The 14330-nt window shown below is 69.0% G+C and carries 15 protein-coding genes; 8 read left to right on the top strand and 7 right to left on the bottom strand.

From position 1 onward, the window contains the following. Positions 1 to 167 precede the first annotated feature (167 nt). Positions 168 to 389: a hypothetical protein gene (locus ACGWYJ_RS33320; RefSeq protein ID WP_395110483.1), complete on the top strand. Its 222-nt coding sequence runs from the start codon at positions 168 to 170 to the stop codon at positions 387 to 389. Between the two features lie 265 nt (positions 390 to 654). Here the strand turns inward: ACGWYJ_RS33320 and ACGWYJ_RS33315 are convergent, their stop codons facing one another. Then, a complete protein-coding gene (locus ACGWYJ_RS33315; RefSeq protein WP_395110488.1) occupies positions 655 to 1062 on the bottom strand; it encodes a MerR family transcriptional regulator in 408 nt (135 codons plus the stop codon). 49 nt (positions 1063 to 1111) lie between these two features. Between ACGWYJ_RS33315 and ACGWYJ_RS33310 the strand changes: the two genes are divergently transcribed. Further along, on the top strand, positions 1112 to 1987 hold the full coding sequence (locus tag ACGWYJ_RS33310) for an NAD(P)-dependent oxidoreductase (protein ID WP_395110481.1): 876 nt from the start codon (positions 1112 to 1114) through the stop codon (positions 1985 to 1987). On the opposite strand, the gene ACGWYJ_RS33305 is transcribed toward ACGWYJ_RS33310, so the two are convergent. The 3 genes from ACGWYJ_RS33305 to ACGWYJ_RS33295 all read right to left on the bottom strand — a co-directional run bounded on the left by ACGWYJ_RS33305 (position 1984) and on the right by ACGWYJ_RS33295 (position 5014). Further along, entirely contained in the window at positions 1984 to 2631 is a 648-nt protein-coding gene (locus tag ACGWYJ_RS33305) for a hypothetical protein (protein ID WP_395110480.1), read from the bottom strand. The two genes, ACGWYJ_RS33310 and ACGWYJ_RS33305, sit on opposite strands and share 4 nt — an antisense overlap. Before the next feature lie 76 nt (positions 2632 to 2707). Then, positions 2708 to 4072: an LCP family protein gene (locus ACGWYJ_RS33300; RefSeq protein ID WP_395110478.1), complete on the bottom strand. Its 1365-nt coding sequence runs from the start codon at positions 4070 to 4072 to the stop codon at positions 2708 to 2710. Between the two features lie 363 nt (positions 4073 to 4435). Then, positions 4436 to 5014, bottom strand: coding sequence for a TetR family transcriptional regulator (locus ACGWYJ_RS33295; RefSeq protein WP_395110476.1), 579 nt, complete (start codon positions 5012 to 5014; stop codon positions 4436 to 4438). Positions 5015 to 5135: 121 nt separating this feature from the next. Between ACGWYJ_RS33295 and ACGWYJ_RS33290 the strand changes: the two genes are divergently transcribed. After that, entirely contained in the window at positions 5136 to 5474 is a 339-nt protein-coding gene (locus ACGWYJ_RS33290; protein ID WP_395110474.1) for a hypothetical protein, read from the top strand. Between the two features lie 229 nt (positions 5475 to 5703). After that, positions 5704 to 6642, top strand: coding sequence for a hypothetical protein (locus ACGWYJ_RS33285; RefSeq protein ID WP_395110472.1), 939 nt, complete (start codon positions 5704 to 5706; stop codon positions 6640 to 6642). 41 nt (positions 6643 to 6683) lie between these two features. Here ACGWYJ_RS33285 and ACGWYJ_RS33280 read toward each other — a convergent pair whose 3' ends face one another. Beyond that, on the bottom strand, positions 6684 to 7289 hold the full coding sequence (locus ACGWYJ_RS33280; protein ID WP_395110471.1) for a flavodoxin family protein: 606 nt from the start codon (positions 7287 to 7289) through the stop codon (positions 6684 to 6686). A gap of 575 nt (positions 7290 to 7864) precedes the next feature. On the opposite strand from ACGWYJ_RS33280, the gene ACGWYJ_RS33275 reads away from it, so the two are divergent. The 4 genes from ACGWYJ_RS33275 to ACGWYJ_RS33260 all read left to right on the top strand — a co-directional run bounded on the left by ACGWYJ_RS33275 (position 7865) and on the right by ACGWYJ_RS33260 (position 13250). Next, on the top strand, positions 7865 to 8494 hold the full coding sequence (locus ACGWYJ_RS33275) for a hypothetical protein (RefSeq protein ID WP_395110469.1): 630 nt from the start codon (positions 7865 to 7867) through the stop codon (positions 8492 to 8494). Positions 8495 to 8536: 42 nt separating this feature from the next. After that, complete coding sequence (locus ACGWYJ_RS33270) at positions 8537 to 9043, top strand: nitroreductase family deazaflavin-dependent oxidoreductase (protein WP_395110467.1); 507 nt, start codon at positions 8537 to 8539, stop codon at positions 9041 to 9043. 1097 nt (positions 9044 to 10140) lie between these two features. Beyond that, positions 10141 to 12954: a DUF6493 family protein gene (locus ACGWYJ_RS33265; protein WP_395110465.1), complete on the top strand. Its 2814-nt coding sequence runs from the start codon at positions 10141 to 10143 to the stop codon at positions 12952 to 12954. A 50-nt stretch (positions 12955 to 13004) separates the two neighbouring features. Further along, positions 13005 to 13250: a hypothetical protein gene (locus ACGWYJ_RS33260; RefSeq protein ID WP_395110463.1), complete on the top strand. Its 246-nt coding sequence runs from the start codon at positions 13005 to 13007 to the stop codon at positions 13248 to 13250. A gap of 9 nt (positions 13251 to 13259) precedes the next feature. Here ACGWYJ_RS33260 and ACGWYJ_RS33255 read toward each other — a convergent pair whose 3' ends face one another. After that, complete coding sequence (locus tag ACGWYJ_RS33255; RefSeq protein WP_395110461.1) at positions 13260 to 13409, bottom strand: hypothetical protein; 150 nt, start codon at positions 13407 to 13409, stop codon at positions 13260 to 13262. Then, positions 13406 to 14311 carry an alpha/beta hydrolase gene (locus tag ACGWYJ_RS33250; RefSeq protein WP_395110460.1) on the bottom strand — a complete coding sequence of 302 codons (906 nt, stop codon included), beginning with the start codon at positions 14309 to 14311 and terminating at the stop codon, positions 13406 to 13408. The genes ACGWYJ_RS33255 and ACGWYJ_RS33250 overlap by 4 nt, the downstream gene beginning before the upstream one ends. Positions 14312 to 14330: the final 19 nt, after the last annotated feature.

The following is a 14330-nucleotide window of genomic DNA, read 5'->3' as shown; positions in this document are numbered from 1 at the left end:
CCATAAGAAAGACAGGTTTCGGACGGCGCACCGGGGAAGGGCGTCATCACGACGGGACCGCACACCACCCCCGTCGCTCGATCGGAAGCCATGCCTCGGCAGGGCGTCATCCGCCTCCTGCCGCGCCCGATCGAGGAGGAGGAACAGGCGAAAGCAGGGGGATTCGCATGACATCGGAGAACGAGCGGGCGGAACGCGGAGCGAGTGAGGAGATGAGCGGCGCCCCGCTCACGCCCGCCGAAGAGGGGACCTCGAAACGTCCGGCGGGACGCCCCGAGGAGTCGCCGGGCGCCGGAGAGCCGCCGCCCTCGACGAACGAGGCCACCTTGAACCACCCCGACCCCGACGCCACGCATTTGGAGGACGCCAGTCCGGATGATTTCGAGTGAACGCGCGACTCAGCGTTCAACGGGGCGGCCTTGGCGCGCGAGGCGATGGGCTCGGCCATCGCCTCGCGCGCCGACCGTTGATCGCCGCTGGGCCTGCGCCGACGGTTTGATCTGGCCACCACCGTCCTCAGTGCTCTGGAAGGCGCCGAGATCAGGGCCCAGGTCAACCGCGGTGACGAACCCTTGCGGGCGGCGGGCCGCCGCCTCCTCGACTCCTACGAGACGACCCCACCGGTGAGCTGAGGTACCCACCCCCGGACGCTGCTCAAGCGGAGACGCACTCCCGGTCGGCACCGTCGAAGGGCGGGAAGCCGTCGTCGCCCCTTCGCTCGGCCGCATCGATGTAGTCGGCGAGGGCGGCGCGGGACTGAGCGAGCCTGGCCATCTGATCGTCCAGCCGCCGCAGCCGTGACCGCATCGCGGCCAGCAGTTCGGGACAGCCCCGCAGGTCCGGGGCCTCTCCGACGGCGCAGGGCAGCAGGTACGCGATGTCCTCGGAGGACAGACCGGCATCGAGCAGGTGCCGGATCTGCTTCACCCGCAGCACGGCGTTCTCGTCGTACTCGCGGTAACCGTTCGGGCCGCGTTCCGCCTCAAGCAGACCCCGCGCCTCGTAGTAGCGCAACTGATGGGCGTTGACGCCCGTACGGCGGCTCAGTTCCCCGATCAGCATCGACACCTCGCTTGACCTTCACATCGGTATCAACGTTGACGATGCTGCCATGACCGACAACACCGACGTACCCGTGACGATCCTCGGACTCGGACTGATGGGCCAGGCGCTCGCCGGCGCATTCCTCAAAGCCGGGCATGTCACGACCGTGTGGAACCGTACGCCCTCCAAGGCCGGCAAGCTGGTGGCCGAGGGCGCTCGCCTCGCGCCGACGGTGGGCGACGCGCTCAAGGCGGGCCCCCTGGTGATCGTCTGCGTCACCGACTACCGGGCCGTGCACGAGCTGCTCGACGGGAGCGACGCCGAGCTGGACGGCAGGACGCTGATCAACCTGACCTCGGGCTCCTCGGCCCAGGCCAGGGAAGCCGCCCGATGGGCCGGGCAACGCGGCGCCCGTTACCTGGACGGCGCCATCATGGCCGTCCCTCCGGCGATCGGGACCGCCGATGCGGTGATCCTGCACAGCGGGCCGCGGGCGGACTTCGAGACGCACAAGCCGGCGCTCGACGCCCTCGGCACCGTCACCTATCTCGGCGCGGACCACGGGCTGGCGTCCCTGTACGACGTGGCCGGCCTGGCCATGATGTGGAGCGTCCTGAACGCCTGGCTTCAGGGCACCGCCCTGCTCAGGACGGCCGGTGTGGACGCCGCGACGTATGCGCCGTTCGCGCAGCGGATCGCCGCAACTGTGGCCGAGTGGCTGCCCGGCTATGCCGAGCAGATCGACAGTGGCTCCTTCCCTGCCGAGGTGTCGGCCCTGGAGACCGACGCGCGGGCGATGGCGCACCTGATCGAGGAAAGCGAGGCGGTGGGCGTCAACGCCGAACTACCGAAGCTGATCAAGGCGATGGCCGATCGCTCGATCGCCGCCGGACACGGTGGGGAGCAGTACCCCGTGCTGATCGAGGAGTTCGGCAGGCCCTAAGAGCCGGTGGTTTCATCACGCGGCAGGCGGGCGTACAGGGTTTGGGCCGCCTGTACGGCCAGTGACTGAGCCTGTTCGACCGTCGCCGGGGGCCCGGCCGTGCCCGGCTTGAAGTACTTGAGGGTCAGGCTGCCGGAGACGCCGCCCCGATGGAACACCACCGTGGCGTAGGAGGCCGCCTGCCCGGCAGGTGGCGTACGGGCGAAGGCCCAGGTGCCGAGGCCGGCGCCGTGGAGATATACGCGGCGCCGCTCGGTGTGCTCTTCGCCGTCGTGGTAGTCATCCTGGACCGCCATCCCCGCCACATCCGGGGCGGACCTTCGTCTCTGCGCCTCATGGGCCTCAAGCCGCAGGGTCAGCAGGCCCTCAGCGCCGCGCCATTCGCACGCCTTCTCCTTCTCCTCTTTCGTCGTTGTCGTCGTCGGCCGGCCCGCTCCCGGGACGAAACGCGCGACCTCCTCCGCCGTCAGCCGCGTACAGGGATCGGGAGCCACCGGACCGTCCTCCACGAAGGAGAAAAGAACCGACGCCAGTAAGGCGGCACCGAGCACGACGGAGAGGAAAGGTGCGACCCTCTTCCGTACGACCGGCTTCTTCAACAGTTCCGATATCCGATTTTCAAGGCCCGAACGCGACGGCACCATAGAGCTCCTGGCGGTGGGGGAAGTGTCCGGATGATAACGGCCCAGGAGCCGGGCCCGGTCGGGTCCCTCGTCACGGTCAGCGCCGATCGGCGTGCTCGGTGCAGGTCTGGTCGAGGTTCTTCTCGACGACCACCGGTGATCGCAGTGCCTGGGACGTGATGGTGCGTATGTTGCGGTAATCGGGACGCCAGGTGTTGATCAGCGGTGGCGTGAACTGGACGCTGTGCAGGCCGGCCTGCCGGATCAGGGGTGGAAGACGCAGGAGGGACGGCAGCACGCGGACCGGGATGTCGGTGTTGACGGAGTACTTGAACACCTGGGTGAGGCGCTGGAAGCTGCGCAACACCGTGACGGGGTCGGCCTGGTGGACCAGCGCCCACATCAGGCACTTCTGACGCGCCATCCGCGCATAGTCGCTGCTGGCGGTACGGGAACGCCCGTACCACAGGGCCTGACGCCCGGTGAGCCGCTGGCATCCGGCCTCGATGACGCCTCCCGCGACCTGCTCGCGGGGAACGGGGATCGGCTGGCGCACACACAGCCGTACGCCGTGCACGGCGTCCACGATCTGCCGGAAGCTGCGCATGTCGACCATCGCGTAGTAGTGAACGGGCAGGCCGACGATGTGGCCATAGGTGCGCTTGAGAAGCTCGGCTCCGGGGTTGGGGGCTCCGGTCAGGCGCGGATGGGCCTTTCCGAACTCGTACACCTCGTTCAGAAGCCGCTTTCCGGAGAAGCGGACACGGCGATGGCCGTTCCAGACCGGAACATGCTGGAGGTTGCGCGGCAGGCTGATCAGCACCGTCCCGCCCGTCTTCGTGTCCACGCTGGCCAGCGTCATGCTGTCGGTGCGGACGCCGGGACGGTTCACATCCGCGTCGCCGCCGAGCAGGAGGACGTTCAGCCGGGGCGGGAGCGACGTGCCGGCGGGCGCGGCTCCCTGTCCGGTGGCCGAACGGGCCTGGGGGCCGCTGCTGAAGACGGACGTGATGAGGTCGTGTTGCAGGTAGCCGTAGCGGGCCACGGCCAGCGGCGGAAGCGCCGTGACCACGCCCAGTAACCCGACCAACGCGGCGGCCGTGACCCTGGTCTTTCGCGAGTTCCACACAGGGCGGACGCAGGAGTAGGACCAGACCAGCAGGAGAGGCCAGGCGACGGCGGCCAGCACCGAGACGACCACCAACGCGATGAGCAACCGCGGCCGGACCGCCAACTGCATCAGGTCACCGCGGAACGCGATGATCGCGAACACGGCCGTGGCCAAGGCGCAGATGTGCGCGCCCAGCAGGATCCTCCCGGCCGATCGGCGGCCGGCGTGCAGATGCGCCAGGCCCGGCAGCACGGCCGAGGCGGCGGTCAGCAGCAGCGCGCGGCGCGGCGCGATCCGTTCCTCGCCGGACCGGGGCGGTGTCTTCTCCACTGTGCGCGTCGTGGTGTCCATGGAACGGCCTCCCATTTGAATGAAATGGGGGGATTATTGGCGTTCTTAATGACATGGCCGTCAGATTCGTATCGTTCAGATCATCTGGCCTTGCCGAATTGAATCACTCGAATCGTCAGCATTCCCGGATCCACGGGCGACATTCTGGGCGGAGGTAAATCCTTGATAAGGTCGCATGGTCGGCTTGTCCAGGACGTATTTCCTGTGGATTGTGCGTGATCTGGGAAGTAATGCTGAACCGACCGTTGTCGTCGAATTCTGCGGTGCGGCTGATACCTGATGAGTTGTGGCGAAACGCCGAGCCGCTACGGGTGGCGGCGCCTTCCAGGTGGGGGTGAACGCGCCGACCGCCGCGCGAGCAGATCAGCGTTCGCCGTCTCCGCGGCGGCCGTCGTCGGCGTTCGGCGGTTCGGGTTCCCGGTCACCGTGGATGATCGAGTGGAACGGCGCGCGCAGCAACGCGACGATCCTGTCCGGTGGGGCGTCTCGCAGCCCGTCCAGGCCCACCATGTACCGCCCGATGACGACTCCGAGCGTCAGCGCGCCGATGAGCCCCGTCCGCAGGTCCGCGTCATCATCACCGGAGATGGCGTCGGCGGCCTGGCGCTGCTCGGCGAGCATGGCCTCGCGCACGTCCTTGGCCGCCTCCGGGTGGGTGAACATCGAGCGGATGGCCGCCAGCGCACCGACCGGCTCCTCCGTGACCTTCGCGCCCAGCGCCGCGAGCAGCAGCTCGGCGACCTGGTCGGGGCGTCCTCCGATGGGCTCGTGCCGGTCGACCACGGCGACCCGGGCGAACAGCTTCCCCTTGGACTCGAAGTACCGCATGACCAGACCGGGATCGGTCTTCGCCTCCGCGGCGATGGCGCGAATCGTCGTTCGGTCGTAACCGCGTTCCGCGAACAGCTTCCGCGCCGCTTCCAGGATCCGGTTCTGGGTCATACGACGCTGTTCGGCTCGGGAAACAGGTGCGGAACCCACCGGCTCAGTCTACACGCATTGACTGAACGCCCGATGCGATGCCAAGTTCAGTCAACGCTTGTAGACTGAAGTTGGGAGAACCGTGTTCCAGACCATCGCGCTTTCCTTCCTCGCCGGGCTCATGGGCACCAACACCCTGCCGCACCTGATCAAGGGCCTCGTCGGCGAGGAATTCCCGACCGTGCTCGGCAACTCGCCCTTACGCAACGCGCTTGTCGGAGTGACCGGAGTCCTGCTGACCGGCCTCTTCGCATTCTGGGCCGACATTCCCAGCCATCCCTGGGCCGCGGCCGCCTCCAGCGCGGTCGGCGGCTACGCCATGGCCGCCTTCCACGGCTTGCGCGGCGCCTTCTGGCTGAACACGGCCACTGGCCGGGACAACCCCGCCACCTCGGCGAACCCGAGCACGCAAAGCGGCTAGCGCAGCCGTGACGGCTCGCCGGCCGGACGAGACGTTCCACGACCCCACCAGCACCGCGAACCCACTGGCGGTCTGAAGCAACCGGCGTGACCGGACGTGCCCTCAGGAACGATCCGGGCAGACGCCGAACAGCCCGGTTCCTCGCAACGGAACCGGAAGGCTCCGGGGCCGCGAGCATGCTGAGCCTCTGTGCGCGATTCTGTGCGAAGCGTGAATTCGAGGACTTCAAATGAGCAGCACCGTCGAGGTGTACCTGCGGTATCCGGGGGACGCGGTTGCCGCAGTGGCGCGCGTTTCCTTGTTTTTGGGTGCGCGGGGGTACTTCGGATCCCCGCGCGAAACCTTCAGGTTCACACTGTGGCCTCAGGCCGGAGGGCTTCTCGGCGTCGATCTGTCGGCGGTGGAGGAGGGTCCCGACACCGCGTTGTCGCCTTATGACTTCGGGCTGTCGATGGAGCTGATGGACGCGCCGGCGCCGGTACGCGGGGAGATGCGCGAACGGGCAGGACGCGAGGTGTTCGATCGGCTGACGGCGCTGGAGGTCCCGTTGGCTTACGGCGACCACGCCTACCTCTTCGCCGACTTCCTCCCGGGAAGGGGCGTACGGGAGTTCCCTCCTGGCACCGGCTGGGAGGAGGATGACCGGGACGTCTGGTTCGAGCCCCGCCTTCACGGCACCGCACGGCCTGCGGACACGGCGGATCACGCAGCGCCCTTCCGTTCCGCCGGGTCGGTGCGGGTCTTCGAGACCGACGGGCTGGTCCACTTCGTCCCCTGGGGCGACGGTGCCGCGATGGCGCCCGTGGCGTCGGTACGCGCGTCATCGGGCCAGGCCGTTCTGGGCCGCATGCTGGCCGAGACCCTCGGACGATCACGGCAAGGGGCGGGAGCGACCACGGCGGATCCCTGGTCCTGGGTGACCGGCACCGCCCAACGGGAGCCCGGTGACTACGCACGCGCGGCGGTGTCCATCGACATCGAGGTCACGGAGAGCGCGATCACGGCGGTGCCCCATGGAGGGGTGACGGAACCGGCCGGCGACCACGTCACCCAGGGACCCGTGGTCGAGTCGCTGGCGGTGCACCAGTCCGGCCCCTGGGACGACGCGTCCATGGGAGACCTCGTCCTCCGGCTCATCCGCGAGACACGCGCCCGCGTCCCCTCGTAGTCAGGCGTCGACTTCATGTCGCGAGTCGGCCACCCGGAGGATCAGGACGGTGGGGCGGGGATCGGTTTGGCGGCCAGCGCCTCGGCGGCGGCCACCAGGTTGGAGGCCATCGCCCGGCCGGTGCTCTCCGACCAGTCCCGGCCTTCCCGGCTGTCCAGGTAGCTCGGCCCGGGTCCAGGGCCGCGGTTCCAGTACGTCCACGCCTGCCCGGGGATCGTGTAGCCGAAGTCGTTGAGCGCGCCGCTCACGTTGTTGATCACGTGGTGCGCGCCGTCCTCGTTACCCGTGACGATCACCCCGGCGACCCGGTTGAAGGCGACCGGCCGCCCCTCGTCGTCGGTCTCCGACAGCATGGCGTCCATCCGTTCGATCACCCGCTGGGCGACCGAGGACGGCTGGCCCGCCCAGGTCGGCGACGCCAGGATGAGGATCTCCGCGTTCAGCAAGGACCGATGCACGGCGGGCCAGGGGTCGCCTTCGCCGAGATCGGTCGCCACACCTGGCGGTATGTCGAGGTCCACGGCCCGGATGCTCTCCACCTCGACGCCCCTGGCCCGCAGTTCGTCCTCGACCACCGTCGCGAGCGCCTCGGTGTTGGATGCCTCGGGCGAGCGCTTCAAGGTGCAGTTGATCACCACGGCGCGCATGGGCGTCTCCTTCCGATTCGCGACCTGCGCACGCTGAGGTACCCCGGCTCGTCTTCTCAAACGTCGTAGCGTCCAGCGTGCCCGCGCCGCCCCACGGCCGCTTCCTGGTGTCGCCGGATGCATCAGGTAACGCGAGAGCGGACATGTGTCCCTTCGGTCATCGTCCTGAGAACCCTGGGCACGGCCGTGGGAATTGCTTCCACGCTGGTCATTCCGGCGTGCGAGTCCCGATGACGGAGAGGAAAGGCCACGTCGTAATGTTGGTTCGCGCGGCCCGCAAGGCGGTGTCCTTGGCAGGGAACGGAACATGGTGCACGATCACACGGAAACGGCACAGATCAAGAGTGCAGAATCCCGCTGCTTCCCGCCACACGAGGCGAGGGAGCAATACCAAAAGCGCGTCCTAGGTGGTGACCTGAGTGAGCTCCTTGAAGCGGGACACGCGCTAAGGACCGCTGCCAATAAACGCCAATAACGGGACCCGTTCAATTCCGAAGACGGCCCCTAGGCAAGAGGTGCGGTAGGTTATGGTCGGAGACGCGCCGTAAGTCGGGCTTCGGAAAGGATTCTAGAACATGGTCGTCGCCTTCAATTCAGCCGGCCTGCGGCCCATCGACGAGACGACCTGGGCGCATCCGGCCACCGGAGACTGGATCAGCCTGAAGCTCAACCACGGGCCGCTGGCCGAGGCGGCCTGGCTGGAGAACGTCCCGGCGATGCGGCGCAACCTCGCCCATGAGTACGCCCAGTTGGGGTGCCTCATCGAGGCCGAGCCGGTGGTGCTCGGCGGTGTTCGCGGGGTGTGCCAGGTGGTGAAGGCGCCGATTCCGAACGCACCCAGCGGGCAGGTCTTCATGGCGAACATCTTCCTGGCCAAGGCCGATCGCCATGTGATGTTCGGCTGCACCGCCGAGGAGAGAGGGATCACCGGAATGCGGGAGGCGGCGATACTGGCCAAACTCGGCCTCACCGGTCTGGAAGGCTGGATCCTTCCGCACCCCTACGCCCCGGAGCTACAAGGCCGGCTGCCCTACCACCGCGGCGACGACCCGCAGTGGGACGCGGACTTCCCCGACCATCCGCTGTCGCGGGTCCGGGCGTGGGTGGGATGGGCACTGGCCACGGTGGCGGTCGATCCCCAGTTCGCCGCCCTGCCCGATTTCGTCCCCGGCCCTCCGGGGCCGAGCACCGCCCCCGGCTGGTGAACGCGGCAAGCCCACAGGATCAGCGGTCGTAAGGTTCCTGGTATGGCTGTTCGCCGCATACCTCGCTGGGTGGCGCGTGCCCCGATTCCGCTGTTTCGGCATGGGTTCGGATGGCTGCTCGGCAAGCGGATCATGATGCTCGAACACCGCGGACGGAAGACCGGCCGCCCACGTTACGCGGTGCTGGAGGTGGTCGACCGGGAGCCGGACGCGCTCGTGCTGGTGTCCGGGTACGGCGGCAACTCACAGTGGTTCCGCAACGTCGTCGCCGATCCGGCCGTCCGCGTTTGGAACGGCCGCACTCGTGGCGCCACGGCACGTGCCACGGTCATGCCCCCAGAGCAGACGCGAACGCGGCTGGAGTCCTACCGGGCGCGCAACCCTCGGTCGGCCGCGGCGCTGGGCCGGATACTGGGCATCGCGGAACTCTCCGGTTCTGAACAGCTACCCGCCGACATCGCCGAACGGCTGCCGCTGGTACGGGTTCATCTGCTCGACGAGCCCAACGCCACGAAGACGGACTCAAGGGAGAGCCCATACAGGAATTGAGCGCGAGCATCCCCCGGTGACGCCAACCGTCCGACGCCGGCGCGCCGGACCTTCCGGCGATGCTTCCCGGGCCCGACGATGAACAGAACGCGCGCATGACCACACCGGCGCCCAACGCGTGCAGCCGGTCCAGGAGGTCCTCGGTGACGACCGGGACATGGTGGACGATGTAGCGGTCCCCGGTGATGCCGAACTCGCGGTCGACCGCCTCCCACCCCTCGACGACCCGGGTCAGTTCCGCGAGGTCGGCGACGGCGTTCTCGTTGCGCCAGCCGGCCTCGGCGACCAGCCGTTGCGCCTGGAACCACACGTCGCGGGGCGACAGCGGCGCGGCCCACTCGCCGATGCCACCGGTCCACTGCAAATCGTCGCCGAAGACCGGGGATCACCGTGCGCCCGCGCAGGTCGATGGTCCTGGTGTGCCCGCCGCCGTGGTCGCCGCCCCGTCCCACGGCGGCGAACCGGCCGTCCTCGATGACCACCGAGGAGACGACGCGGTCGCCCCAGTCCATCGTGTGGATCTTCCCGTTGACCAGCCGCAGCCGTTCCCCCGGACCGCCGTGCCGGTCGTGGCCCGGGGAGGCGCCTGCCGGTGCCGCGGTCAGCCCGCCCATCGCCAGGACGGCCCCCGTCCCCGCCCCTGCCCTGAAGACGTTCCGGCGCGAGATGCCTTCGGTCCGTTTCCGATCGTGGCCGTCGCCTGGGCTCATCGATGACACCGCCTTCTCACGGTGAACGCCCGTACAGGGTGGACGCGCGAATGCCAGGAGTACAGGCGCCCTGAACATCCCCGCACATCATGAATAATCTCGATGCGCAAAGCAATGAACGGGCGGCATTTCCGCTCTTCCGCCCGGCGAGAACGGCCTTGCATGTTCGCGGTACATCTCATTCGAGAAGTGAATGGCCTCGCGGATCTCCGCTCCCTGATGCCGCGGCCTCAGGGCCTGAGCTCGGTGCGGCCCGCGCCGGTCACCGGGTCTGTGAACGCGGATTGTCGTTGGGCATCGTTACAGTCCGATCGTGCCATCGGCACGCAGGCACGACGTCGCGGCGACGCCCGGCCGCGACGCCCCTTCCCAGGAGAACCGGACGAGATGACCGCCCAGATCGAGTGGCCCGAACTCCGCGCGTTGATCGCGGCGCGGATACCGCGACCGGTGATCGCGCGGCTGGCCCCCATACCACCCGCCGAGCTGAGGCATCTGCGGCCGAAGCTCAAAGCGCTGCGCACGGAGCTTCGCAAGGAGTTGTCCTCGGGCGACATGGTCAGGTACGGCCGGGCATACGATCAGCTCGCTCCGCTCTACCTCGCCGGAATCATGAGCTCGGGAAGCCCCGCCGAGGCTCTGGACTGGCTCACCAGCAGCCGGTTGAGGGACGCGACCTGGTGCCTGGAGAACGGCGGCTCCACGAACGCCGATCGGAGAGAGGTGCTTCGGCTCCTCCTCCTCGATCACCGGGACACCGCCTGGCAGCGGGAGCTCGCGGTCCGGTTGGCGAACTGGCTTCCCGATCGCGGCGACGTCTGGCGATGGACACTGCTCCAAGGACTGATCCTCTGGTCCGGGGCGGTGGTGCCGGCGACGGAGGGTTACATCGTCGGATGGGTCCGGGAGGCCGGTTACACGGGTCACCACGGCGCCGGCGGTCCCTGGTCGTGGCTCGCGGAGCTGGGACCGCACCTCTCGATCCCGCGTCACACCACGCTGCTCGAACGGTTGCGCGCGGAACCACGGCTGGCCGAGTTCGTGCGGCGCATGTTCGAGGTCGCCGACATCGGCACGGAGCTGGCCGCCGAACGCACGGCGCGGTTCGGCCCGGAGAACGACTGGCCGAAGGCCCTGACGCGGCTGGCCGATGAGGGTGTGCTGGACCGCGGCGAACTGCTCGATCTGTGCACGGCCAAACTGCTCCGCGGCGACAGGCCGGGGAATCTGCGCGGCTTCGTCAGGCTCCATGAGGAACTCGCGCCGACGCTCGACGAGGTCGCGGACCGGCTGAAGACCTACATCGGCATCGCCGGCGGCGGCGCCGGCACCGTCGCGAAGATCGCTCAGGCGGCGCTGCGCGATCTCGACAAGGCCGGGCGGCTGGAGACGAACGCACTGCTCGACATCGCGGCCGCCGTCCTGGTCCGGCCGGAGAAGAGTCTCGCGACCGCGCAACTGGCCTGGCTGGACGCCGCGGCCCGCCGGGACCCCGCCACGGCCGGTCCGCTCATGCGCGCCGCGGCCACCGCGTTCGCGCATCCCGGCGGCACCGTTCAGGAACGCGCCGTCCGCCTGATCATCAAGCATGCCGGGAACATCGACCCGGCGATCCTCGCCGAACTGCGAGAGGCGGCGGGCGACCTCAACGCCGCATTACGTGACGAGGCGCGGCGCGCCCTCGGCGCCGAGGTGAGTTCTTCGGGCTCGGGCCTTCAGGTTCCTCCTCGGCCCGAGTATCAGCCGCGAGCCATGCCGCCGCCCATCGCGTCGGCCTCGGAACTGGCCGAGCACGTCGTCCCGGCGCTGGCGGGTCGTGCCGTCGATCCGCTCGACGCCGAACGCATCATGGAGGCGGTCGTCGCCGAACACCACCGGGACCCGCAGGCCCTGGTCGAGGCGCTGGGCCCGCTGTCACGGCAGTATCCGCCCGATGGACTTGGGGGATGGGAACAGCGCGGCGTTCCCGGGGCCTTGCGCTGTGTCTTCGACGCGGTGCTGGGGCTGGACACGCGAGACCGGCAAGTGATGGATGAGCTCTATCGGGGGAGCAATGCTCGCCCGCCGGCTCCTGAGCGGGCCACGCTCTACCGGACTCACGAACTCGTCGAATATTTCCTCAAAGGCGGCACGCGGATACCGTGCCTGCTCGCCACCCCTACGGCCGGTAACGGCGGCATCGACCCCGCCGCGCTCGTTGAGCGGCTCGACGCTTATGCCAAGTCCTCCGCCGCGCCGCTTCCCTGGGACCTTGAGCAGGCATTGATCCGGGTGCCCATCGAAACGGCACGCGAGATCGTCGAGACCCATCCGGTCATCACGGGCCAACCCGGCACGACGTTCGTCGCCGGGCTCAGGCTCGGCAGCCTCAGATTTCCGGCCTTCGACGGCTTCGTCGGTCGGGACGACGGCGGCGCCGAAAGGTTCGGGGAGCATCCGGAGCCGAGCATGCCGACGTCATGGATCCTGCCGAGTTTCACCTCCGCGTCCGAGCACGGAGGGGCGTTGCCGTACAAGGCGCTCACCGAGACGCCCGACCCCTTCCAGAAGCAACCGTACGCGCGGGACTGGACAGGGCCCGGCGCCCCTTCGGCCTCTTGGCCGTCGCTCCTGCCGCATCACCCCGAAATCGTCGCCGCGCACGCGATTCCCGATCTCTACGAGCAAGCCACCGGCACCCTGCGCGGCATCAATCCGGTCCTGCCCCTGCTGGCGGAGACGGCGGGCCGTCCCGGACCGGTCGTCCACCTCGCCGTGGCTTACGGGCTCGCCGCGGGGCGTCCGGAGAACCGCGTCGCCGCGGTGGACGCGATCTACACCCTGGCCGCGCGCACGCTGCTGGACACCAAGCGACTCGGCGCCCTCCTGGGAGCCCTGGGCATGGGCAACGTGATCAAGATGAACCGGCTGGTCGCCTCGCTCACCGAGGCCGCACGGGGACTGCCGCGTGAGGTCCTCGAAGTGGTGGCGTCCATGCTGCCGGCTTTGGTCGACCAGCCCGGCATGAGAGGGCTGCCCGACGTGATCGCGCTCGGATCGGAGTGCGCGGCGGCGACGGGAAGCACCCTGGAGATCCCTGGGCTCGACGGGCTCGCCGCACTCCGTAGGCCCGCTCGCGTGGCCGAAGAGGCGAAGCGGCTGCAACAAATCCTCAGCGGAACCGGATCGCGGATGGAGCCGGGTGGCCGGTCATCGGTGTGACGGCGCGTTCGGAGATCTGCGCTATACGCTGCTTTGTTCATGGGGCGCCGGTGGGTGATCGGGCTGACGAGCTGGTGGACGCCGCCGGGCAGGCGATGGGCGTCCTCGACACCGACAAGCGCGTCTCGTCCCTGGCGTTCGTCCTGCTGGACGGGCGGGACGCCGAGGTGGGCGCGCTGGCCCGGTACGGCATTCGGCACGGGGTGATGCGTCTGGACGAAGACGCACCCGAGGATCTTCGCGCCGCCTTCCTCGCCGCCGCGTTGGACATCTCCCGCGTCCAGCTACTGGAGTGACCGGCGCGTTCAGGACCCGGTGATCCGCTGAAGGGACTCGGGCCGCACGCCGACGGGTTCGGTGTCGCCGACGACCTCGGCGAGCCGGTCGGCGAACGAACCGTGCGGCCGCGGGACCGCGGGCGGCCAGGCGTGGGCATCTCCGTACGGCTTCGTCATCCGGCCGCCGGGCCGAGGTACTGGAGGAAGAACTCGGTCATGAGGCCGAGGGTGTGCTTGAACTGCTCGTTGTAGACGACGAAGTGGCCGCCGGGACAAGTGACGAGCCGCTTGGGGTGCAGGGCCCGTTCATAGGCGGCGAAGGCCAGGTCGCTGTGGGTGAGGATGTCATTCTGGGCGACCACCAGCAGCAGCGGCGTCGGCGAGATGCGGGAGATGTAGTCGCCGGGTTCGTAGCCGGAGATCAGCTCCACCGACCGCAGGGTCACCTCGTTGCGCCAGGTCTTCAGGCGCTCGGCGGGGATCGACTGGTACCACTCGTACGTCTGCCGGTCGGCCGGCGCGGCGGGCTCCCCGGGCGCCGCCGTGATCAGCGGGATCATCGCGGGGGGTTCGCCGGCGAAGCGGGCGAGCCGGTCGGCGTCGAAGGTCTCGCGGACTTCGGCGAGCCCTTCGCTGGGGATGAACCGGGACAGGGTCGTACCGCCGCTGATGACGGGTACCTGGGAGTAGACGGCCTTGACCCGCCGGTCGATGGCGGCGACCACGAGCACGTGGCCGCCCGAATAGCTGGAGCCGAAGACTCCGATGCGTTCCGGGTCCACTTCCGGTCGTGTGCACAGGTAGGTGATGGCGTCCCGGTATCCCTGGATCTGCGTCCACGGATCGGCCTCCTGGCGAGGTTCGCCGTCGCTGGCGCCGAAGCAGGCGTGGTCATAGAGGACCACCGCCAGCCCGGCCGCGGCGAGCCCTTCGGCGATGTCGTCGGTGTACTGCTCCTTGACCGCCCCGAAGCCGTGGGTCACGACCACGGCCGGGTACGGGCCGAGGGCGCCGTCCGGTGTGTAGAACCATCCGCGGAGGGTCGTTCCGGCCGAGGTGAACTCGATGTCCTGTCGCATGTGCCGGTCCTTTCTGGGC

Origin of the sequence: Actinomadura sp. SCN-SB, assembly GCF_043906805.1 — a bacterium.
In the GTDB taxonomy this organism is placed as follows: Bacteria; Actinomycetota; Actinomycetes; order Streptosporangiales; family Streptosporangiaceae; genus Spirillospora.
This window is presented reverse-complemented; position numbering and strand designations above follow the sequence as displayed.